Genomic DNA, 22438 nt, shown 5'->3' on the forward strand with positions numbered 1-22438 from the left:
GCGGGGGAAATATAAAAACGGGACTATGGATAATTCCTCCGATTATACCTACACCCCACCGGGGGCCATGCCGGATTTTCTGCTTCGTCACGCAACCCTGCGGCAGCTACAGGTATTCGAAACCATTGTCCGGTTGGGCAGTTTTACCCGTGCGGCTGAAGAGCTGTTTTTGACCCAGCCGACGGTCTCCATGCAGATCAAGAAACTGTCCGATGTGGTTGGCATCTCTCTCTTTGAACATGTCGGCCGCAACGTCGAGCCTACCGAGGCGGGGATGGAGGTCTATCAGGCCTGCCGGGATATTTTCAACATTATGGCTAACCTGGAGATGAAGATTTCCGATCTCAAGGGTATGAAACAGGGCCGGTTACGCCTGGGGGCAATTACCACGGCCAAGTATTTTGCCCCGGAAGTGCTGGGCGAATTCAGTGTACTTTACCCCGGGATCGATGTGGCCCTGAAAGTGACCAATCGGGACCGGATCATTGAGCGTATGCGGGCCAACGAAGATGACCTTTATATCATGGGGCAGGCCCCCTCCGACGAGATGGAAATGGTGGCTTTTCCTATCGCGCCAAACCCACTGGTGGTCATGGCACCGCGTAACCATCCCCTGGTCGCTGAAAAGAACATTCCCCTGGAGCGGATTGCAGAGGAGCCTTTCATTCTGCGTGAGCCGGGCTCGGGAATTCGTGATGCCATGTTGCGCAAGTTCGATGAACACAAGATGCGGCCCAGAGTCAAAATGGAACTGGGCAGTAACGAGGCGATCAAACATGCCATCGTGGGCGGGCTGGGTCTGTCGGTGCTGTCGTTACATACATTGACGCTCGAAGGGACCGAGGGGCCGGTGGCGATTCTGGATGTGGAAGGTTTCCCAATTATGCGTCAATGGTACCTGGTTTATCCGAAGGCCAAGGAATTGTCCCTGGTCTCCAAGGCATTTGTCGATTTTGCCCGGGGACTCGAGACACAGATGCGTGATCGCATGCGGAATATCTGGCCCGATCTGGAACAGTATCTGGGCAGCAAAGACGCTGACTCGACCATCGAAAAAGACACTTCGGGCAAGAAAAAAAGCGCCTGAGCCCGCTTGCCTTTGATCAAACTGTCAATGCGCTATCAGTAACGGAATCCCGTGAGTTCAGGAGGCCTGTGCCTGTTGATAATTGGCGATCAGGGTCGGTTGTGTGGAGGTGGGTTCCGGCAGGGGCTCGGCGGGAGGGGGTGTCTGATGGGTGGGGGTATGGATCCAGTAGATAAAACGGGATTCGGGGCGAACCTTTTCAGCATACAATCTTACCGGATTCAGGGGGTAATGCAGCCGACACGCCAGGATCGCCTGGTTGAGTGATTTGGCATTTTGCAAAGCAAAGAACGGGCTTTGCCATTGTTGCCAGCTGAGCGTGAGGTCGGAGGAGGGCACACCATACTGAATACGCACTATCCAGTCTCCTCGCAGACTTTGCTGTACGAGGTTCTCCACCTTGTTAAACAGGGCCAGGGAAGTCAGTCTGACAAAATATTGTTCCAGCTGCATAGATTTCGCCCTGTATTATATCCGCGCGCTTTGCACGGGTATAATGCTCGCTGTATGATAAAGTCGGCTTTTAGAAAAATTCATAATAATTGGACCGGGTTAATCCTCAGTATTATTCTCAGGATTGATAAAGAGTAGCTTGGTGAAAAAAGAATAGGAAGAGTATCTTGGATTGTTTATTTCTATAAAGTTATCGATATGTATCTATGGGTGTAGTTACCTTTATATTGTGTATTTGAAATGATTTTTGCAGCGGATAATCGCCACAGAAACAACGGTGTTTAAGCTGGTAGCCAGCAAAAAACATAAAGTGTAAATAGCGACAAAATTTGTTATGTCCGAAATAACGCGTAAAGAACTCAGTCGAAGTTTGCATGACTTGCTTACCGGCGATGAGGATGCCCGGGTCTGCAAGGATATTCCTGAATCGGCCTGTCACGATGAGCCGCGCAATTTTTTTGCCTATCTGATCGCCAATCTGCTGGGCAAGATTGCCGATGAAATTGCCAGTGCTCGCCTGATACTGCCCTGGTTGCTGGCGAGCCTGGGTGCGCCGGCGGCGTTTACCGGCTTTCTGGTGCCGATTCGCGAGGCGGGGGTCTTGCTGCCGCAACTGGTGGTGGCGGCGGTGATCCGGCGCATGGCGATTCGCAAGAGCGTGTGGTTACTGGGTGCAGGCTTATCCGGTATCGCTCTGGCGTTGATGGCGGTGGTGACGGGCACCTTGTCCGGCACGACGGCGGGCTGGGCCATCCTGGGATTACTGATTCTCTTTTCGCTGGCGCGCGGGCTCTGTTCGGTCTCGGCCAAGGATGTGCTGGGCAAGACGGTCTCCAAGGGCAGGCGCGGTACCCTGATGGGCTGGAGTGCCGGGATCGCCAGCCTGGCGGTGCTGGGCATCGGGATCTATGTGGAGTGGTTCTCCGGCGGGACGCCACTCGCGGTGCTGGCCTGGCTGCTGGTGGGCGGGGCGTTGCTGTGGTTTATCGCAATCGGGTTTTTTGCCGCGATCCGCGAGCAGCCCGGCGCCACCGAAGGCGGGGGCAATGCCCTGACGGTAGCGCTGCAGAGTTTCGGGCGCCTGAAAAGCGATCCGCTGTTCCGCGATTTTGTCATCGGCCGGGCGCTGCTGCTGAGCGTGGCACTGGCGCCCCCGTTTTACGTCCTGCTGGCGCAGCAGAATACGGCCGAGGGGTTGGTCGGGCTGGGGGTGCTGATTATCGCCAGCGGCATCGCCGGCAGCCTCAGCTCACCGTTCTGGGGACGACTGAGCGATTACTCCAGCCGCTGGGTGATGGTGATCGCCGCGCTGGCTACCGGGGCGCAAGGGATCCTGCTCTATGGTCTGGTTGAGGCCGGCTCACCCTGGATCAGCAGCCCCTGGCTGTATGCCGCCCTGTTTTTGACCCTCAGCGTCTTCCACGGCGGCGTGCGCCTGGGGCGCAAGGTCTACCTGGTGGATATGGCCACCGCCGACACGCGGGCGATCTACGTGGCGCTGAGCAACACCCTGATCGGCATCGCCATGCTGGCCGGGGGTCTGATCGGGGTGCTGGCCGATGTGCTCGACCTGCAGACGGTGATCCTGTTGCTGGCCTTTTTGAGCCTGCTGGCGGCAATCTGGGCGCTGGGCCTGCCCGAGGTGACCCGGGAATGAGAGAGCTGAGTGCTGAGTGCTGTGTCACTGCGTGCTAAAGCTGTGAGATCGCCCTACGGGCATGGGCTGGGCTCGATAAGGTTGCTGTCGCGGTCGAAGTCTCTCTCGGCTCACTGTAGAACCCCTTCGGGTTTCATTCAGTATTTCCTCGCGTTGCTCAGGTCATCCTGTCTTCCGTGACAGAGCCCACCCTGTGAGCAAAGCGAGTGCTTTGGGTGTTAGCACTTCCCTGTGCGTCGCCCGCTCCCACTCGTTAGTTTCTAAGGGCTAGTTTCTAGTTACTAGGAACTGAAAATCGTGGGAGCGCCCCACGGGCGCGAACGGGTTAGCCCAGGTTTTCTCTAATTGAACGGTCTGCTGGCAATTGCCCTGCCTGAAAATATTGATATTTCAATGACTTGGTAAAATACAGGCCACTGATAGGCGTTGACTATCAATGCGATATAAACAAACGATTTTATATATCATCGTCCGGCCCCGATAATGATTCCCGTAGAGCGCAAACACCCTGTTCGAAGGAGGACACGGCGATGAGCAAGACAATGAGTTTCGCAGCGGTGCATTTCACGGTGGCCTTCACCGTCGGTTATGCCATGACCGGCAGCGTGCTGGTGGGCGGGGCTCTGGCGCTGGTCGAGCCGACCATCAACACCGTCGCCTATCATATCCACGAACAGGTGTGGGCGCGGTTCAAACAGGCAGAGCATGACGGTCCCCGTCACGCGCTGCCGCAAGGGTAACGACAAATTTTTAATCACGACATTCATTTATCAACAGGAGCAACAAGCATGTTAGAGAACAAAGAAGGACAGAACATTCCGCAGGTCACTTTCCGGACCCGTCGGGATCATGAATGGGTCGATGTCAGCAGTGACGCGATCTTCAAGGGTAAGAGCGTGGTGGTTTTCGCACTGCCGGGCGCCTTTACCCCGACCTGTTCTTCCACCCATGTGCCGCGCTATAACCAGTTAACCCCGGCACTGAAGGAAAACGGTGTCGATGAGGTGGTATGCGTATCAGTCAATGATGCCTTCGTGATGAATGAGTGGCAGAAGGAACAGAACGCGTTCAACGTCACCTTTCTGCCCGATGGTAACGGCGATTTTACCCGCGGCATGGGTATGCTGGTGCCCAAGAACGATCTGGGTTTCGGTGATCGCTCCTGGCGTTATTCCATGCTGGTCAAGGACGGTGTGATCGAAAAGATGTTCATCGAGCCGGACGTGCCGGGTGATCCGTTTGAAGTCTCCGATGCCGACACCATGCTCGAATACATCGCACCGCAGGCCAACAAGCCGTTGAACGTCACGGTATTCAGTCGCGAAGGCTGCCCCTACTGCGTGCGCGCCAAGGGTATGCTGAGTGATGCCGGGATCGACTATGAAGAACTGGTCCTTAATCGCGACTACAGCGAAGGCACCATCCGCGCCGTCTCCGGTGAAGCGACCGTCCCGCAGGTGTTCATCAACGGCGAACGCATCGGTGGCTCGGAAGCGCTGGAAGCGTATCTGGCGGAAAAACGCGCAGCGTAACCTGCGCAGGATCTAGGCTCTAGTGGCTAGGCCGTAAAGAATACCCCCTCCCCCTAACCCCCTCCCTGTGGGAGGGGGAACCAATCTGTGCTCTTAGCAATCGTCCCCTCCCCTTCAAGGGGAGGGTTAGGGAGGGGTGATATAAGGGGCTAGCACCTAGGATCTAGCCCCTGTTTATAACGTAGGCACCAGGATATCTTCGTGGTAAATATTTAGTTATTCCCCGGCCACGGCCTTCTGGATTAACGGCACCAGCGGTTCGGGCAGGGTAATATTACCGGCCAGGGCGAACTGCTGGGCGTCGGGGGACATCTTGTTCCAGGTCTTGCGGATGATGTCGATCCACTTCTCTTCGGAGTACTCGGGATGCTTGTTGGCGAAGGCCAGCATGTAATGTTCGATAAACACCAGATCGGTGACATCTTCCAGTAACTGGGTATCGGGATTGGTTTTCAGTCCACGTTTGGCAACGGCGGTTTTGACCCGTTCGATAAACTCTTCATCGTAGCCGGCCTGCGCCAGCAGCTCGCCGGCGGTCTGGGCGTGAAACTTGTACAGATCGCTGCGCCACTTGAGGTAGCCTTTACGATCCATGGGATAGGCATCGCGGGGGGATTTCCAGCGCTGGATATGCTGGGCGCGCACGGCCAGCTTCATCGCATCGTCAGCATCGGGAGCATAGCGATCGATCATTTCGCCCATGCGATAAGAGTAAAGCAGTTCTTTCGGCCATTCCTTTTCGCCATCGAATTCCATGTTAGGATCTTCACGGTTGGCGGCGTCAAAGAGTTCGATGGCTTTTTCATACTTGGATTGCGACATGCGATGGCTCCATTGAATCGATCAATTTGTCGACGGTATTTTGGATATTGATTTGAGCATCATTGCCAGTGGCGTGACCGACAGATAGCTATTCCACGTTGAATGTGGCGTCCAGAGTACTTCTTTAAAAGGATCTGGCAGGAATACTATACCAGTTTTCGGATCACTCTTTCAGCCATTTGCCGATGTCTGGCAGATTATGGCCGTAAAAAAGCACCCGGTTATCAGGGCTGATTAATACCAGGGTGGGCGTACCGACGACATGATAGTCCTCGGCGACATCCAGGTTATCCAGGCGGTTGGCCAGCACCAGATAGTTGAGGCCATTGTCTGTGACGTATTCACGCACTTCCTGCTCATACTCACCGGCAATATTGATCGCCGCCACCGTCAGACCCTTATCGTGATATTGATCGTGCAACGCATTGAAGTCTTCGATGTGTGCATAGCAGTAAACACACTCGGTGGCCCAGAACACCAGCAGTACATGACCCTGCTGTGTCAGAGAATCCAGCGTGACCCTGTCACCGGCAAGGCTGTTCAGGGCAAACCCCGGCGCCGTCTGCCCGACCTTATGCCCCGTCTCGGCATGGGTGATACCGGCAGCTATGAACAAAAGCCAGATACTCAAGAAAAGGTGGCGGAGTGTGTGCATAGGTACCATGCATAAGTTAGGCAGTGGCCAGTTGTTTGCCTAGTCACTAGCGACTAGAAACCAGCCCCTGAGTTGTTGGTGGGCCCGGTAGGACTTGAACCTACGACCAAGGGATTATGAGTCCCCTGCTCTGACCAACTGAGCTACAGGCCCAAATTTTAAAACATCTCACGAAACCTGCTATGAGGCTCAACCTCTCCCTAACCAACTTTTGTCCACGGATGTGCGTGAGCAGCGCTTGGTCAGGGATGACCTTATGCCCCGAAGCCCATGGACGGGCGAGAGTGGTGGAGCTACAGGCCCGTAAGTCAGGAAGTATAACGAAAAAAGGCCGCCCGGGGTATCGGGGCGGCCTTTTCGATTGCAGCTTTCGCCGGGTTTATTCGTAGTCGAGGAAGCTGCGCAGGTGATCCGAGCGGGTCGGATGACGCAGTTTGCGCAGTGCCTTGGCTTCGATCTGGCGAATGCGTTCGCGGGTGACATCGAACTGTTTGCCGACCTCTTCCAGGGTATGGTCGGTGTTCATGTCGATGCCGAAGCGCATGCGCAGGACCTTGGCCTCGCGGGCGGTCAGCCCTTCCAGTACACCCTGCACGGTTTCCATCAGGCCACTGGAGGTGGCGTGGTCCATCGGCGACAGCACGTTCAGATCCTCGATAAAGTCGCCCAGGTGTGAATCCTCGTCGTCGCCGATCGGGGTTTCCATGGAGATCGGTTCCTTCGCGATCTTCAGGACCTTGCGCACCTTGTCTTCGGGCATTTCCATGCGTTCGGCGAGCTCTTCCGGCGTGGGTTCGCGGCCCATCTCCTGCAGCATCTGCCGCGAGATCCGGTTGAGCTTGTTGATGGTTTCGATCATGTGCACCGGAATACGGATGGTGCGGGCCTGATCCGCGATGGAGCGGGTGATAGCCTGGCGAATCCACCAGGTGGCGTAGGTCGAGAATTTGTAACCGCGACGGTATTCGAACTTGTCGACCGCCTTCATCAGACCGATGTTGCCTTCCTGAATCAGATCCAGGAACTGCAGACCACGGTTGGTGTATTTCTTGGCAATGGAGATCACCAGACGCAGGTTGGCCTCGACCATCTCTTTCTTGGCGCGGCGGGCCTTGGCTTCGCCGATGGACATCTTGCGGTTGATGTCCTTGACTTCGGAAATGGTCAGGCCGCAGATTTCCTCGATGGAGGCCAGCTTTTGCTGGGCACGCAGGATATCGTCCTTGTGTTCCAGCAGGATCGGCGAGTATTTGGTATCCGCCTCGATCTGCTGTTCCAGCCACTCGGGTTTGGCTTCATTCTCGGGGAACGAAGTAATGAATTCCTTGCGCGGCATGTGCGCGCGATCCACGCAGATGTCCATGATCACTTTTTCATGGCTGCGAATACGATCGATCAGTTCGCGCATGGCCATGACCAGGCTGTCCACGACTTTCTGGGTCAGCTTGAGCTGCATGACCTGTTCGACCAGCTCGTCGCGATGCTTGGCGGTCTTCTTGTCGCGATGGCCGTATTTGCGGGTGGAGGTCACCAGCTTTTTGTGGATCTTGCGGATCTCTTCGAAACGCCGGCGGGCCTCTTCCGGATCCGGGCCGGTGTCGACCTCCTCGGCATCGTCGTCGTCATCATCGCTCTCGGTCGCCGCCGCGCTGGCGTCGACCGGGGTATGGGTCGGAATTTCATCCGGCGCATTGGGATCGATAAAGTCGGTAATCAGGTCGGTCAGTTTCATTTCGCCGGCGTCGACCTGGTCCCACAGCAGCAGCAACTGGCTGACGGTTTCGGGATACATGGTCAGCGCGGAGAGCATCTGGTTGAGGCCGTCTTCGATGCGCTTGGCGATCTCGATTTCGCCGGCGCGGGTCAGCAGCTCCACGGCGCCCATTTCGCGCATGTACATGCGCACCGGGTCGGTGGTACGACCGAACTCGCTGTCGACCGAGGCCAGCGCGGCGGCGGCCTCTTCGGCGGCGTCCTCGTCCACCTCGGTGGTGGTCTCCAGAATGGTGTCGCCGTCGGGGGCCGCCTCGTAGACGACGATGCCCATATCGTTGATCATGGCGACGATATCTTCGATCTGCTCGGGGTCGACAATCTCGTCGGGCAGGTGATCATTGACCTCGGCATAGGTCAGAAAACCCTGTTCTTTACCCTTTGCAATCAACGACTTGAGTTGAGATTGCTGTTGAGTTATATCCATCGCTTCGGCTTTTGCAGGCTTCATCTAATCAGATCCCAAAATAGCGGCGTAAAACCATCCAATTTTACACTAATTTGCCCGATTTTCTAGGTAATCGGGACAGGTTTACATTCGGCGGGTGCCCCTATATGACGGCACAGCCCCCCGATTTATTTAATTTTTTCTGAAAATGACATCAGTGGAACAGCTGGCTGGACAGCTGCCGGATTTCGACCTTCTCCTCCGGCGTGAGGTTACCGTGGTTGGATTTGGCCATCAGCATGTCGTAGCGGGATTCCAGCCGATGCCGGTCCAGGGCCTCGATCGCGGCCGTAAACTCCTGTTTCAGGCTCGCGGGGTCGTCAATTTCCGGCTGCCAGGTGGCCAGCTTTTCCAGGTGCCGGATGTCTTCCGAATCGCGCCAGCGTTCCAGCAGGGCGCTGGTAGTTAGATTGGGGTGATGATGTAAAGTTTCAAGCAGGGCGATCAATAAATCGATCCCCGGCATCTCCAGCTGGCTGAAACGCCGGGGATCCCCGGCCTCGGCAGCCAGGCCCGGATTGTGCAGCAGTCGGGTCAGCGCGCGGCGTACCGGCGAGAAGGTCTGCCGCGACTGGGCCCCGCCGCGGGCCGCGCGGCGGGGCGGCGCGGCCGGAGCGGGCTCACTGCCGCGGTTTCCCGGACTTTTTGTCTGGTTGAGGGCGGTTTCGATCCGGCTCTCCTCGATTCGGGCCAGCTGTGCCAGCTGGCTGATCATCATCTGTCGGTAGACCCCCGGCGGCAGTCTGGCCAGCAGCGGCCGCGCCTGCGCCACCAGGTTGGCCCGCCCGTCGATGGAGGCGGTGTCGTTCTGCCGACTCAGGGAGTTGAACAGGAAATCGGACAGCGGCGTGGCCTGACGGACCCGCTGCTCGAACTCGGCCTTGCTCTCCTTGCGCACCAGGCTGTCGGGATCCTCGCCGTCGGGCAGGAACAGGAAGCGGATCTGGCGTCCCTCGCGCATCACCGGCAGGGCGTTCTCCAGCGCCCGCCAGGCGGCGTCGCGCCCGGCGCGATCCCCGTCGAAGCAGAACACCACCTCGGAGGTGACCTTGAACAGCTGTTGCAGGTGATCGGCGGTGGTGGCGGTGCCCAGGGTCGCCACCGCGTAGCGGATGTCGAACTGAGCGAGCGAGACCACGTCCATATAGCCCTCCACCACCATCAGGCGGGGAATATCGCGCAGTGCCTGGCGCGCCTCGTAGAGACCGTAGAGTTCGCGACCCTTGTGAAACAGCGGGGTTTCCGGGGAGTTGAGGTACTTTGGATTGTCATCATCGGACAACACCCGGCCGCCGAAGGCGATGGTGCGTCCGCGCCGATCGCGGATGGGAAACATGATCCGGTGGCGAAACCGGTCGTAGCGCTTGCCGTCGTCTTTTTCGATCACCATCCCGGTGGTGACCAGCTGTTTCTGGCGTTCGGCGGCGGTGCCGAGCGTTTTCAGCAGGTTATCCCAGCCCGGCGGAGCGTAGCCGATGCCGAATTCGGCGGCGATCCGCCCGCTCAGGCCCCGGCCCTTGAGGTAGTCCACCGCCGCCTGGCGTTGCGGGTGGTCGCGCAGCTGTTTGCGGTAGTAGTCGTCGGCTTCCTGCATCAGGGTATAGAGATCCTCGCTCTCGCGGCTGGCCTGGCGGTCCTGGGGCGTGGGACGCCCCCCTTCATAGGGCACGTTCATACCGGCGCCGCGGGCCAGCTCCTCGATTGCCTCGGGGAAGGCCAGATGCTCGTATTCCATCAGAAAGCCGATGGCGGTGCCGTGGGCGCCGCAGCCGAAGCAGTGATAGAACTGCTTGTTCTGGCTGACGGTGAACGAGGGGGTCTTCTCGTTATGAAACGGGCAGCAGGCCTTGTACTCGTGGCCGGCCTTTTTCAGCGGCACGCGCGCGTCGATCACATCGACAATGTCGATGCGACTCATCAGCTCGTCGATGAAGGATTGTGGGATTAGTGCCATGCTGCGCATTGTAGCGCACAGACGCAGGACCGAGGGACGAGTTACGAGGGACGAGGTAAAGAAATGATGTGACCGACGGATATACCCCGACCCATTTATTCAGGGACGCGATGCCCTCGGGTCAGTACCTGGTGTCTTGGCGTCCTGGTGGTGAAAGCGTATTTGGAGGCAGACGACAGAGGTGCTAGTTACTTAATCTGGCTTTAATCAGCGCGCTGACCTGGCCCATGTCGGCGCGGCCGGCCAGTTTGGGCTTGAGCAGGCCCATGACCTTGCCCATCTCTTTCATTTCGCTGGCGCCGGTCTCGGCGATGGCCTCATCGATGAGGGCGGTAATTTCGGCCTCGGAGAACTGGGCGGGCATGTATTCCTGGATAAGGACCAGTTCGGCCTTCTCCTTGTCGGCCAGTTCGCTGCGACCGGCGTTTTCGTACTGCTCGATGGAGTCCTTGTGCTGCTTGATCATCTTCTCGAGCACGCCAAGGACCTGATCGTCATTGAGCTCGATGCGCTCGTCGACTTCCTTTTGCTTGATGGCGGCCGTGATCAGGCGCAAGGTCGCGAGGCGCTCCTTGTCCTTATTGCGCATCGCCGCCTTGACGTCGTCGTTGATGCGCTGCTTGAGAGATGTGTCGCTCATACCGGTTTGTCAGTGGCCGCCCGCGAAACGGACGGCAGGTGAGGCATCAATACAGGCGTTTCAGGCGGGAGCGTTCGCGAGACAGTTTCTTCTGGTGACGCTTGACCGCGGCGGCCAGCTTGCGCTTACGCACGGCAGTCGGCTTTTCGTAGTATTCGCGGCGGCGTACCTCGGACAGGACACCGGCTTTCTCGCAGGAACGCTTGAAACGGCGCAGTGCGACGTCAAAAGGTTCGTTTTCCTTCACACGTACAGAAGGCATTCAGCATCACCTCGATAAAATTGTTGAAAAAGTTAAGGCGCGCAAGTGTAATACCTGCCCCTGCCAATTGCAAAGTCTAAATGTAAGGCAAATCAGTGAATTTCAAGGGATAACAAGGCCATATGCGGGTACTGGGCATCGAAACCTCCTGTGACGAAACCGGGATCGCCATCTACGACAGCGAGGCCGGGCTGCTGGGCCACGCCCTGTACAGCCAGGTGGCGCTGCACGCCGAATTCGGCGGGGTGGTGCCGGAGCTGGCCTCGCGGGACCATATTCGCAAAACCCTGCCCCTCATCCGCGAAGTGATGACTCACTCCAACACGGGCGAGGGGGGTATCGACGGCATTGCCTACACCGCCGGGCCGGGCCTGCTCGGGGCGCTGCTGGTGGGGGCGGGCATCGCCCGCAGCCTGGCCTACGGCTGGGGCGTGCCGGCCATCGGGGTGCATCACATGGAGGGCCACCTGCTGGCGCCGATGCTGGAGCCCGATCCGCCCGAGTTTCCGTTCGTGGCGCTACTGGTCTCCGGGGGCCACACCATGCTGGTGCGGGTCGAGGGGATCGGCCGCTACGAGCTGCTGGGCGAGTCGCTGGACGACGCCGCCGGCGAGGCCTTCGACAAGACCGCCAAGCTGCTGGGGCTCGGCTACCCCGGCGGTCCGGCGGTGGCCAAACTGGCCGAACAGGGGGATCCGGCACGTTTCCGTTTCCCGCGGCCGATGACCGACCGCCCCGGGCTCGATTTCAGCTTCAGCGGCCTCAAGACCTTCACCCTCAACACCTATAAAAAGAATGAGGGGGATGAGCAGGCCAGGGCCGACATCGCCCGGGCCTTCGAGGAGGCGGTAGTCGACACCCTGGCGATCAAATGCCGCCGCGCCCTGCAGCAGACCGGCCTCACCCGTCTGGTGATCGCCGGCGGGGTCAGCGCCAACACCCAGCTGCGCGCCAAACTCGATCAGCTGGCCGAAAAAGAACGCGCCCGGGTCTACTACCCGCGCCTGGAGTTCTGCACCGACAACGGCGCCATGATCGCCTTCGCCGGCTGCCAGCGCCTGGCCGCCGGCCAGCACGAAAGCCTCGAATTCACCGGCCGCGCCCGCTGGCCGCTGGCAGAACTTTCCGCCGTTTAACGAAAGTTAAACGGCAGGGACGAGGGACGAGTAACGAGGTTTTCTTTTATCCCCTCCCCCTGGCCCCCTCCCTGAGGGAGGGGGAACCGATCTTCGCTATTAGCAAGATCATTCCCTCCCCTTCTAGGGGAGCACCCTGGAGGGCATAAAGGTTAGGGAGGGGTGAATTAAATCAGCCTATACAAAACCGCCTCGTCCCTCGGCACACGAACAAAGTGAGTAATGATGCCTGAAGAAAAACCGTTTTACCGCCGCATCCGCAGTTTCGTGCGCCGCGAGGGCCGCCTGACAAAAGGCCAGCAGCGGGCGCTGGAGGAGTTGTGGCCCCGCTTCGGGGTCGACTTCACGCCGCAGTTACTGGATCTGGATGATCTGTTCGGCCGCCAGGCACCGCGCATCCTGGAGATCGGTTTCGGCAACGGCGGCGCGCTGGCGCAGCTGGCGCAACAGCACCCGGAGAATGATTACTTCGGCATCGAGGTCCATCGCCCCGGCGTCGGCAATCTGTTGCTGCATGTCGAGCAGGATCAGCTGAGCAATGTCCGGGTCAGCCAGCACGACGCGGTGGAGGTGCTGGAGCAGCAGATCCCCGACAACAGCCTGGATGCGCTCTACCTGCTCTTTCCCGATCCCTGGCACAAGAAAAAACACCACAAACGCCGCATCGTCCAGTCCGCGTTCGTTGAGATGGTGCGAGCCAGGCTGAAAAGCGGCGGTGTGTTTCACATGGCCACCGACTGGGAAGACTACGCCGAACACATGCAGGAAGTGATGCGTGAATTCCCGGGTTTTGACAATACCGCCGGCGAGGGCAAGTTCAGCCCCCGCCCTGACTACCGGCCGCAGACCAAGTTCGAACAGCGCGGCCAGAAGCTCGGCCACGGCGTGTGGGATCTGATCTATCGTAAGAAAGGTTAGGGCTGGATTTTGATAAAAAGCTGAACCACGAAGACACGAAGACACGAAGAAAAAATAAATTTATTACTTCGAGACTTCGTGGTAATAAGGCGTAGGTCACGCTGGCGATAGCCTGCGTGACATCCGGCACCCTACACTGAGAGGTGGCGGTTGTTCGATAAATGCCCGATATCGCCTTACTTTATCGGGCCTACGAGAGAGGCGCGGATTTTTATAGAAATTTAACCACGAAGACACCAAGACACGAAGAAAAACAAATCAATGAAACTTTGTGTCTTGGCGTCTTGGTGGTGAAATGGTTTCAAGGTGTAGGTCACGCTGGCGATAGCCTGCGTGACATCCGTCTACTAGAGCAATGCCCGATATCGCCTTGCTTTATCGGGCCTACGAGTGAGGCGCGGGTTTTTATAAAACTTCACCACGAAGGTACGAAGACACGAAGAAAAATAAATTCATTACTTCGAGACTTCGCGTCTTCGTGGTAAAAATTCGGTTTGTGCAGGAGGCAAAATGAGAGCGATGGGAAAATTACTGAGCATATTGCTATTCAGCGGCTTGCTGACTGCCTGTAGTGGCGATCTGTTCAAACAGGGCGAGGATATGCTGAATCAAAACCGGCCGTTGACCGAAGACGAGATCGCCGCCGGCCTGAAAGAGGCGCTGAAGGTCGGAACTGAACGAGCAGTCGACCAGGTCGGGCAACAGGGCGGTTATTACCAGGACCAGGCGATTCACATTCCCCTGCCAGCCAAACTGCAGCCGGTGCAGGACGCGCTGGTCAAGGTCGGTCTGGGTCATTACCTGGCGGAGCTGGAACAGGGCATGAACCGGGCCGCCGAAGTTGCGGCCCCGAAAGCCCGTGCATTGTTTGTCGAGGCGGTTCAGCAAATGAGCTGGCAGGACGTCAAACAGATCTACGACGGTCCGGACGATGCGGCCACGCGCTATTTTCAGAAGACCATGACACCGGAACTCAAACGCATGATGCGCCCGGTGATCGACGACACCCTAGCGCAGGTGGGTGTGGTGCAAACCTATGACAGGGTCATGGACCGCTACCGGGCCATTCCCTTCGCGCAGGAATTAAACTTCGATCTGAACGACTACGTCATCCAGCACGGGATCGACGGGATGTTCTACTACCTGGCCAAAGAAGAAGCCACCATTCGCCAGGATCCGGCCAAACGCACCACCGAAATCCTGCAACGCGTTTTCGGTAGAAAGAATTGAAATATCACCACGAAGAAAAAGTTGGCAGTCCTCAGATGGCAGTTGACAGAGTTTTATAAAAGCTTGACCACAAAGGCACGAAGGAAAAATTGATTCACTTCGTGGCTTCGTGATTAAAACAGCAGCGGTTGTTCTATGAATGCCCGACTCGATACCGCTTCGCTATATCGGGTCTACGAATTTGCTCTGGGTCGAGGTTGTGTCAGGCAGTGCTGCCATCTGACGACTGCCAACTGCTTACTTTTTTATCATTGGGGCCAAAGCCAGGCGGCGCCCCGCACCCCGCTGGAATCCCCATGCTTCGGCGGCACCAGTCTGGTGTCGACCCGATCGGAGAAGACGTAGGTGGTCCAGAGCTTGGGCACGTTGTCGTACAGGCGCCGGATGTTGGACATGCCACCGCCGAGGACGATGATCTCGGGATCCAGGATGTTGATTACCGAGGCGAGGCTCTTGGCCAGCCGTTGTTCGTAACGTTCCAGTGAGGCTTCGGCCAGGGTGTTGCCCTGTGCGGCCAGTTGCGCGATTTCGGGCGCCGGTAGATGGCCGCCGCCACTGAGCTGGTGATCGCGACTGAAGCCGGGGCCTGACAGCCAGGTTTCGATGCAGCCTTTTTTGCCGCAGTAACAATCTCGCCCCGGATACTCATCGGGGGTGGGCCAGGGCAGGGGATTGTGGCCCCATTCGCCGGCGATGGCGTTGAGGCCGACGATTGAGTTGCCCCGCACATAAATACCGCCGCCGGTCCCGGTACCGATGATCACGCCAAAGACGACATCGGCGCCCTGTGCCGCGCCGTCGGTCGCTTCGGAGACGACAAAACAGTTGGCGTCGTTTTCTATTTTGATTTCGCGGCCGAGTTGCTGTTGCAGATCGTTCTGCAACGGCTGGCCGATCAACCAGGTGGAGTTGGCGTTTTTGACCCGGCCGCTGGCCGGCGAGATGGCGCCGGGAATACCGATACCTACCGTGGCCGGCTCATGTAGTTCGCTTTCCAGCTGTTTGATGAGATCGACGATCGCCTGCACGGTGGCGGGATAGTCGTTGCGCGGGGTATCGATGCGCTGGCGTTGTTGTTCACGGCCCTGCTCGTCGAGCAGGATACCTTCGATCTTGGTGCCGCCCATGTCGATGCCGATGCGCATGGTTACTCCAGCAGTTCGGTGTCGTCGTGGGCGTAGGGCGGGGAGCAGCTGCAGAGGATGTGCAGGGGATCCTCGCCGATGTTTTTGATGCGATGTGCGGTGCCGGGCGCGATGGCGACGGTGTCGCCGACATTCACCTCGAACTCCTGTTCACCCAGGGTCATCCAGCCACGGCCGCGGGTGATGTGATAGAGCTCTTCGCTCTTGCCATGGCGATGCAGTTGAGTGATCTCGCCGGGCGAAACGATGGCTTCGGCCAGGCTCTGGTTGCGGTTGCCGTGCACGTCGGGGTGCATCAGTTCGCGGATTTGCGAGCCGTCCTTGGTGGTGTAGGTTTCAATATCACGATCTTGGGTATGCATCAGGTCTCATCCGGGTTGCAGCGCAGGATCCGATCCAGGCGAATATGGAGGGTGTCACCGCCGCTGACTGGTCTGGCGATCAGAAACTCCTGCCCGCTGCGGGATTGTAAATCGAGGGGTTGCAGCAGACCGATGTATTCCTGGCCCCGGGCATCGCGCCAGGCGAGTTGCAGCCGTTGCCCGTGCAGGATCCACATTTCATAGCGGCTGTAATCCGCACAGGAGATGGCCTGGTAGTGGTCGTCGTTATCGTCACTCATTGTCCTGTCGGGTGATGACCTCGGCCAGTTCACCGTTGATATCCACCATAACGCTAAAGCGGATCGGTCGGCAACAGACATAACAGTCTTCAATGTACTCCTGATCGCCGGCGGAATAGTCCACCACCGTGGTGAATACTTCGCCACAGTAGGGACATGCGATGCTGACTTCATCCAGCATCGGGTAAAAACCGGGCAATCAGATCGTTGAGATATTGCTGTCCACGCATACTGCTTTTTATATGGTCGCCTGCCTGTTCGATCAACCCATCGGCGACGGCCTGCTGCAACGGTGCCTGCAACACGTCGCGGGAGAGGCCGGTGTGGTGCTCGAACAGGGCCAGCTCAAAACCGTCATTCAGGCGCAGGGCGTTGAGCATGAACTCGAACAGCACATCTGTTTCATCCGGGACCTGTTCGCTCTGAACAAAGTTCCCGTCCTGCAGATAATCCCGCGGATTGCGCTGTTTGCTGCGGCGTACGATCCGCCCGGCGGCGGCATCGCTCAGTTTGTCGTGGGCGCCGGCGCCAATGCCGAGGTAATCGCCGAATTCCCAGTAGTTGCGGTTATGCCGGCACTGGCGGTCGGGCCGGGCATAGGCCGAGACTTCGTACTGGGCGTAACCGTGCTCACCCAGCACGGCCTGGCAACGGGACTGCATCTCCCAGGCCAGATCGTCATCCGGTAACGGGGGCGGGTGGTGATAGAACCAGGTGTTGGGCTCGATCGTGAGCTGGTAATGGGACAGATGGGTTGGCTCCAGGGCAATGGCATTGTGCAGATCCGCCAGGGCCTGATCGAGGGTCTGGTCGGGCAGGGCAAACATCAGATCGAGGTTGAAGTTATCGAACCCCGCCGCGTGGGCGGCTTCGGCGGCGGCAAAGGCCTGCTGGCGATCGTGAATGCGGCCCAGTTTCTGCAACTGATCCGCGTCGAAGCTCTGGATGCCGATGGAGAGCCGGTTGATACCCGCGGCGCGAAACTCGGCGAACTTCGCCGCCTCGGACGAGTCGGGATTGGCTTCCAGGGTGATTTCGATATCCGCGGCCAGGGCCAGCCGGGCGCGCAGTTGGGATAACAGATACTCCAGTGATTCGGGTGAAAACAGACTGGGCGTGCCGCCGCCCATGAAAATCGTGTTGACCTTGCGACCCCAGATCAGGGGCAGATCCTGTTCCAGATCCCGTAGCAGCGCGTCGATATAGGCCCGCTCCGGCAGCTCGTCGTTCAGGGCGTGAGAATTGAAATCACAATAAGGACATTTGCGCGTACACCAGGGGAAGTGGATGTAGAGCGAGAGTGGGGGCAGAGAGGTGAAGTGCAACATAAAAACGGGGACCTGCGAATCAGAACCTTGTGGCTACCGGCAACGCTGCTAGAGTAGCAGAAGTGGCAGCAGAGGTGCTTGTGTTGACCTCATTGCGTTAGCGGGCCAGCAAGGATGGCGCAGTTCAGCCGGCGTCGGGAAAGTCGAGGTGCCGGTTATGTGGGGTAATAAAGTTAAGGTAATTCAGCGGCTTGACGATATAGTCAATTATAGTAGGGAAAAAAGGTTTCAAAATCAGCAGTATGGGACGATGCACACGCCAATTTCTTATCTGGCTGCTATTGGTTTTGACATGGCAAGCCGGGGCTAGCGACGAAGTTGCTGAGAACGGTTCCGCGGATGCCGGAGAGACGGTGGTGGCCGTTTTCCCCGAGCGTTTCCCGCCGATCTACAACATCACGGTCAATAACCTGCCAACGGGTTTTGGCATCGAAATCATGGAAGAGGTGGCCTCGCGGGCGGGGGTGAGGGTTGAATATGTTCCCGTCTCCTCCTGGGAGGAGGCCTTCGCACAGCTGAAAAGCGGCCGCGCGGACATCATTCCGAATCTGGGAGTGACCGAGAAAAGAGAAGCCTTTGTTACCTTCACCCGCCCGATCAACAAGATCCCTGTCTCGCTACTGGTGCTGGAGGACAGGGGACTGTTCGAGGACTTAAGTGACTTGCGGGGTTCCCGTTATATTGTCGGTGTGGTGCGGAATAATGTTGGCGTCAGTATTTTGAATCGCGAGCCGGCAATCAGGCGTCATGAATATCCGCATCTGGCGGATGCTTTGCTGGATCTGGCGACCGACAAGATCGACGCGATCATTTATCCGACACCTATCGCAAAACAACTTGCCAGGAGTCTGCGGTTAAAAGGCCACCTGCAGGCTCTGGGCAAGCCGATTCGCGAGATACCCCGGGCGATCGCCGTGAACCGGCAACAGCCGGAACTGGCGAAAAAACTGGACAAGGCATTGCAGGAGGTCCTGGCATCGGAAGTCTACGGAACCATTCATTCTCACTGGTATCCGGAGCCGGTGTTCTGGGACCATCGGCGGGTTGCGTATCTGGTTCTGACGCTGTTGATCCTGGGCGGGCTGGCTTATGGCTACTTCCGATTCAGCATTTTACAACGCATGAACAAAAAGCTGGAGACAGCCAACGCTTTTGTTAACAGCGTACTGGATATCTCCGCGGAAGGGATTCTTACCCTGAATCGCAATGGCATGGTGCTGACGGCCAACAAGGCAGCGGAGGAGATTTTTGGTCGAGATAAAGCCAGTCTGGTTGAATATGGCATTGCCAGTTTGATGCCGGAAGTGGAGGCGCATGAGTTCAGCAAGGTTCTCGAATCGTTTGATAGTGAAGAGCCGACAAATAAAAGCCATAGCATTGAGGATAAATTCAGAGAGTACCGGATCAAGTCCAGGGATGGCCGACTCCGTTCCGTCAGGATTGCTCTGGATATGACCCGGGTTGAAGGGGTTCGGTACTTTATCTGTACTGTCCAGGATATCAGCCAGCTGCGTGAGGCACAGCAACTCGCGGACTTTTATATTACGCATGATCCCTTGACCGGACTGATTAATCAGAACGGGTTTTCGGTAATCATGGAAAGCCTGTTGTCGCAATCAAAGCGCCATAAACGGCATTTGTCCTGTCTGCATATTGATATTGATCGAATGCACGCCATTAATAATGCCTATGGGCATTCGGGTGGTGATGAGGTGCTTGTCCAGTTTTCGATGCGCCTGGAAGAAACAATACGTACCAGTGACCTGTTGGCTGCCTATGATAACAACATGCTTGTCAGGGCAGGGGGGAACCGGTTTGTAATTATATTACCGGAAACCGATCAGACGGGGGCGCATGGCGCCGCGAAAAGAATTATTTCCGCCATTGAGGAAGAACCTTTCGATGTTGATCAGGATAAAGTCAATATCACATGCAAGGTCGGCGTGGCAACATACCCTGATCATGGTGCTACACCAGCCGAATTACTGGCGCGCTCGGAGGCGGCCTTGCGAAGTGCCAAAGTCAGTGGTCGGCAGACTATTCATTTTTATGCGAAAGAGGATGATGAAGGAGAGCGGAACAGGGAAGTCTGGGTCGACAGAATTATTACCGGTATAAGAGAAGATCGGTTTTTCTTGCTGTTTCAACCGATTCTTGAAATACAGTCCGGGAAGGTGACGCACTACGAAGCCCTGATGCGATATCAAGGTCCGGATGACAAGGTTGTTTTGCCGGGTGAATTTATCCCCGTAGCAGAGAAATATGGTCTGATAAAGAAAATTGATCGACGGGTTATGGAGCTGGCCATTTCACATCTGGCGGGCCATGATGGCACAGGTTCTGATATTTCCATTTCAATCAATTTAAGCGGGACAAATATCGGCGATCCCGAATTATTTGAGTGGCTGGAAGCACTGTTTGAGGAACAGCAACTGGACCCGGGACGCCTGGTGTTTGAGATTACCGAAACAGCATCGTTGCATAGTATCAGCGCAGCACGTTCATTTATCGATTCCATTAAAGCACTGGGTTGTCGAATTGCGCTGGATGATTTTGGAACGGGCCTGTCCTCATTTTCCTATTTACGGAATTTCCCGGTGGATATTCTGAAAATCGATGGTTCGTTTATTCGCAATTTGCCCAACAGTGAGGAAGACCGGGTAATGGTCCGCTCGATGGTGGACGTGGCGCACAGTCTTGGCAAGCGAGTAGTGGCGGAATTTGTCTGTTCAGAAGAGATATTCAATATCGTGAAGACATTTGGCGTGGATTATGCGCAGGGCTATTTTATCAGCGAGCCCATAGAGTTAGGGGCGTTTGTTGAAAGTAACAGTCTGTCGTCTTCTCTTACCCGACCGGGACGTAATAAAAAGGGGGCCGTAAGGCCCCCGGTTTCCCAATCCAGGAAGAGAAACAGACATTAGAAAGTCATGCCTACGCCCAGGCTGATAACCCAGGGGTCGATATCTACATCAATATCCTCAGCGAGGTTGGTTTTGGCGGTGGTATCGATCTGCATGTAACGCAGGTCGGCGTTGAAGAACCAGTCCCGGTTGATATCAACATCCACGCCGGCCTGGGCGGCCAGTCCCCAGGAGTCATCCAGGCTAATAGAATCGATAACCGCTGTGGCTTTTTCGTTGAAAAAAGTAGTGTAGTTGATACCGGCACCAACATAGGGACGCACATTGGACTGGGGAGTGAAATGATATTGCAGGCCTACGGTTGGTGGTAACTGTTCGGTCTCGGCGATTTTACCGGAACCCTCCAGGGTGATGTCGTGGGTGAACGGGGTAGCGCCAAGTACATCCAGCCCCAGATTGTCACTGAGCATCCAGGTCACGTTAATGAACGGCTGGGTGTCATCTTCAACCCCGACCGCGTCATTGTCGCCCGCGCCGCCACTGCTGCCATCATTGGGGCTGACGTTGGCCAGGCCGAAACGCAGCAGCAGATCGCCTTTTTCCAGTGCAGTGGCAGGCTGGCTGGCCAGGCCCAGTGCTATGGCGGCGGCCAGAGTAGAGAATAAAGTCGTGTGTTTCATGGTGTGCCTCGTCTCGTCGTGAAATTTGTTGTTGACACCGACTGTGACAGAGGTAGGGAAAAGAATGTTGATCTGGATCAGGTTGGGGCAGCGGAATGAAAGGTGAGAGGTAAAACATTGATCTGGATCAAATTGAAAGTAAGCAGATGGCAGTTGGCAGAGGGCAGTAGCAGTCGGTAGGCCGTACATCGCACCCTTCGGGCATAAATTCCGCGGTGTCCGGCAATCGGGGATGCCCGATACCGCTTTGCTATATCGGGCCTACAAATTAAAGTTGCGTAGGTCACGCTGGCGGTAGCCTGCGTGACATCCATCCGATAGAGAGAATGTCAGGTCGCGTCACGAAACCTGACCTGCGGGGCACTAGCCACTAGTCGCTAGAAACTAGCCCCTGTTGCCGCGCGACAGCGCGGTAACAAGTCGGTAGGCCGGACATAGCAACGCGGTGTCCGGCAATCGGGGATGCCCGATACCGCGTTGCTATATCGGGCCTACAAATTAAAGTGACCAGTCACTAGTTGCGTAGGTCACGCTGGCGGTAGCCTGCGTGACATCCATCCGATAGAGGGAATGTCAGGTCGCGTCACGCAATCTGACCTGCGGGGCACAAGCCACTAGTCGCTAGAAACTAGCCCCTGTTACGGCGCGATAGTGCCGTAACAAGCTGGCGCAGCGCCTGGCCGCGGTGGCTGAGTTGGTTCTTGGTTTCGGCGGGCAGCTGGGCCGAGGTGCAGTGGTGGTCGGGGAGATAAAACACCGGGTCGTAACCGAAACCGTTGTCCCCGGCCGGCTCGAAAGTGATCATGCCTTCCCAGGTGCCCTGACAGATCAGGGGCGTGGGATCGCTGGCGTGGCGCAGGTAGACCAGCAGGCACTGGAAGCGGGCGCTGCGCTCGGCGTCGGGGATCTCGGCCAAATCCGCCAGCAGTTTTTGCAGATTCTGCGCGTCACTGGCGCCGGGACCGGCGTAGCGGGCCGAATAGATACCGGGGGCGCCGTCAAGGGCGTCCACCTCCAGACCCGAGTCGTCGGCGATGGCCGGCAGGCCCGAATGGTGCGCGGCGTTACGAGCCTTGAGGATCGCATTTTCGACAAAGGTCAGGCCGGTCTCTTCCACATCGCCGGCGTTGAACTCGGACTGGGGCAGCACCTGCATGTCGATCCCGGCCAGCATCTGGTCGATCTCGCGCACCTTGCCCGGATTGTTACTGGCCAGCACGAGGCGCTGCATG

22 protein-coding genes and 1 tRNA gene are annotated in these 22438 nt (G+C 57.2%); 8 read left to right on the plus strand and 15 right to left on the minus strand.

What is annotated here, in order from left to right:
- The first annotated feature begins 25 nt into the window (after positions 1-25).
- Positions 26-1087 (plus strand): LysR family transcriptional regulator, encoded by a 1062-nt coding sequence (locus tag EDC23_RS01995; protein ID WP_134081275.1) that lies wholly within the window; start codon positions 26-28, stop codon positions 1085-1087.
- Positions 1088-1144: 57 nt separating this feature from the next.
- On the opposite strand, the gene EDC23_RS02000 is transcribed toward EDC23_RS01995, so the two are convergent.
- Positions 1145-1540 carry a ribulose bisphosphate carboxylase small subunit gene (locus tag EDC23_RS02000; RefSeq protein WP_134080602.1) on the minus strand — a complete coding sequence of 132 codons (396 nt, stop codon included), beginning with the start codon at positions 1538-1540 and terminating at the stop codon, positions 1145-1147.
- 334 nt (positions 1541-1874) lie between these two features.
- Here EDC23_RS02000 and EDC23_RS02005 point away from each other — a divergent pair, with 334 nt between their 5' ends.
- The 3 genes from EDC23_RS02005 to EDC23_RS02015 all read left to right on the plus strand — a co-directional run bounded on the left by EDC23_RS02005 (position 1875) and on the right by EDC23_RS02015 (position 4729).
- Positions 1875-3197, plus strand: coding sequence for an MFS transporter (locus EDC23_RS02005; RefSeq protein WP_134080604.1), 1323 nt, complete (start codon positions 1875-1877; stop codon positions 3195-3197).
- A gap of 530 nt (positions 3198-3727) precedes the next feature.
- Positions 3728-3937, plus strand: coding sequence for a DUF2061 domain-containing protein (locus EDC23_RS02010; RefSeq protein ID WP_134080606.1), 210 nt, complete (start codon positions 3728-3730; stop codon positions 3935-3937).
- A 48-nt stretch (positions 3938-3985) separates the two neighbouring features.
- Entirely contained in the window at positions 3986-4729 is a 744-nt protein-coding gene (locus EDC23_RS02015) for a glutathione peroxidase (protein ID WP_134080607.1), read from the plus strand.
- 216 nt (positions 4730-4945) lie between these two features.
- Here the strand turns inward: EDC23_RS02015 and EDC23_RS02020 are convergent, their stop codons facing one another.
- The 7 genes from EDC23_RS02020 to rpsU form a co-directional block, all read right to left on the minus strand.
- A complete protein-coding gene (locus EDC23_RS02020) occupies positions 4946-5551 on the minus strand; it encodes a DUF4202 domain-containing protein (RefSeq protein ID WP_134080609.1) in 606 nt (201 codons plus the stop codon).
- A 163-nt stretch (positions 5552-5714) separates the two neighbouring features.
- Complete coding sequence (locus EDC23_RS02025; protein ID WP_166668747.1) at positions 5715-6167, minus strand: peroxiredoxin family protein; 453 nt, start codon at positions 6165-6167, stop codon at positions 5715-5717.
- Between the two features lie 115 nt (positions 6168-6282).
- A tRNA-Ile gene (locus EDC23_RS02030) sits at positions 6283-6359 on the minus strand.
- A 226-nt stretch (positions 6360-6585) separates the two neighbouring features.
- Positions 6586-8406: an RNA polymerase sigma factor RpoD gene (rpoD, locus tag EDC23_RS02035; protein WP_134081277.1), complete on the minus strand. Its 1821-nt coding sequence runs from the start codon at positions 8404-8406 to the stop codon at positions 6586-6588.
- Positions 8407-8581: 175 nt separating this feature from the next.
- Positions 8582-10381 carry a DNA primase gene (gene dnaG, locus EDC23_RS02040; RefSeq protein WP_134080613.1) on the minus strand — a complete coding sequence of 600 codons (1800 nt, stop codon included), beginning with the start codon at positions 10379-10381 and terminating at the stop codon, positions 8582-8584.
- A 184-nt stretch (positions 10382-10565) separates the two neighbouring features.
- Positions 10566-11021 carry a GatB/YqeY domain-containing protein gene (locus EDC23_RS02045; protein WP_134080615.1) on the minus strand — a complete coding sequence of 152 codons (456 nt, stop codon included), beginning with the start codon at positions 11019-11021 and terminating at the stop codon, positions 10566-10568.
- A gap of 46 nt (positions 11022-11067) precedes the next feature.
- Positions 11068-11283 carry a 30S ribosomal protein S21 gene (gene rpsU, locus EDC23_RS02050; RefSeq protein ID WP_134080617.1) on the minus strand — a complete coding sequence of 72 codons (216 nt, stop codon included), beginning with the start codon at positions 11281-11283 and terminating at the stop codon, positions 11068-11070.
- A gap of 122 nt (positions 11284-11405) precedes the next feature.
- Here rpsU and tsaD point away from each other — a divergent pair, with 122 nt between their 5' ends.
- The 3 genes from tsaD (at position 11406) to EDC23_RS02065 (ending at position 14567) form a co-directional block, all read left to right on the plus strand.
- Complete coding sequence (gene tsaD / locus EDC23_RS02055) at positions 11406-12419, plus strand: tRNA (adenosine(37)-N6)-threonylcarbamoyltransferase complex transferase subunit TsaD (RefSeq protein WP_134080619.1); 1014 nt, start codon at positions 11406-11408, stop codon at positions 12417-12419.
- Between the two features lie 222 nt (positions 12420-12641).
- Positions 12642-13337, plus strand: a complete 696-nt coding sequence (gene trmB / locus EDC23_RS02060) for a tRNA (guanosine(46)-N7)-methyltransferase TrmB (RefSeq protein WP_134080621.1) — start codon at positions 12642-12644, stop codon at positions 13335-13337.
- A gap of 510 nt (positions 13338-13847) precedes the next feature.
- The gene (locus EDC23_RS02065; protein WP_134080623.1) at positions 13848-14567 is read left to right on the plus strand and encodes a DUF4197 domain-containing protein; all 720 of its coding nucleotides are present in this window, start codon (positions 13848-13850) and stop codon (positions 14565-14567) included.
- A 248-nt stretch (positions 14568-14815) separates the two neighbouring features.
- On the opposite strand, the gene EDC23_RS02070 is transcribed toward EDC23_RS02065, so the two are convergent.
- From EDC23_RS02070 to hemW, 5 genes are read right to left on the minus strand one after another with little or no spacing between them, the layout of a single operon-like run.
- Positions 14816-15712 (minus strand): ROK family protein, encoded by an 897-nt coding sequence (locus EDC23_RS02070; RefSeq protein WP_134080625.1) that lies wholly within the window; start codon positions 15710-15712, stop codon positions 14816-14818.
- 2 nt (positions 15713-15714) lie between these two features.
- A complete protein-coding gene (locus tag EDC23_RS02075) occupies positions 15715-16074 on the minus strand; it encodes a cupin domain-containing protein (RefSeq protein WP_134080627.1) in 360 nt (119 codons plus the stop codon).
- Positions 16074-16334, minus strand: coding sequence for a transcriptional antiterminator, Rof (locus EDC23_RS02080; protein ID WP_134080629.1), 261 nt, complete (start codon positions 16332-16334; stop codon positions 16074-16076). The genes EDC23_RS02075 and EDC23_RS02080 overlap by 1 nt, the downstream gene beginning before the upstream one ends.
- Positions 16327-16515, minus strand: coding sequence for a CPXCG motif-containing cysteine-rich protein (locus tag EDC23_RS02085; RefSeq protein ID WP_134080631.1), 189 nt, complete (start codon positions 16513-16515; stop codon positions 16327-16329). The genes EDC23_RS02080 and EDC23_RS02085 overlap by 8 nt, the downstream gene beginning before the upstream one ends.
- Positions 16505-17662, minus strand: a complete 1158-nt coding sequence (gene hemW / locus EDC23_RS02090) for a radical SAM family heme chaperone HemW (protein WP_134080633.1) — start codon at positions 17660-17662, stop codon at positions 16505-16507. Before hemW ends, EDC23_RS02085 begins: the two co-directional genes overlap by 11 nt.
- Before the next feature lie 287 nt (positions 17663-17949).
- Here hemW and EDC23_RS02095 point away from each other — a divergent pair, with 287 nt between their 5' ends.
- A complete protein-coding gene (locus tag EDC23_RS02095) occupies positions 17950-20586 on the plus strand; it encodes an EAL domain-containing protein (protein WP_166668748.1) in 2637 nt (878 codons plus the stop codon).
- Here EDC23_RS02095 and EDC23_RS02100 read toward each other — a convergent pair.
- Together EDC23_RS02100 and EDC23_RS02105 are read right to left on the minus strand one after the other, a co-directional pair.
- Positions 20583-21206, minus strand: coding sequence for an OmpW/AlkL family protein (locus tag EDC23_RS02100; RefSeq protein WP_134080636.1), 624 nt, complete (start codon positions 21204-21206; stop codon positions 20583-20585). The two genes, EDC23_RS02095 and EDC23_RS02100, sit on opposite strands and share 4 nt — an antisense overlap.
- Positions 21207-21834: 628 nt before the next feature.
- On the minus strand, positions 21835-22437 hold the full coding sequence (locus tag EDC23_RS02105; RefSeq protein WP_134080638.1) for an XTP/dITP diphosphatase: 603 nt from the start codon (positions 22435-22437) through the stop codon (positions 21835-21837).
- Between the last annotated feature and the right edge of the window lies 1 nt (position 22438).

This window comes from Thiohalophilus thiocyanatoxydans (genome assembly GCF_004366735.1).
In the GTDB taxonomy this organism is placed as follows: domain Bacteria; phylum Pseudomonadota; class Gammaproteobacteria; order UBA6429; family Thiohalophilaceae; genus Thiohalophilus; species Thiohalophilus thiocyanatoxydans.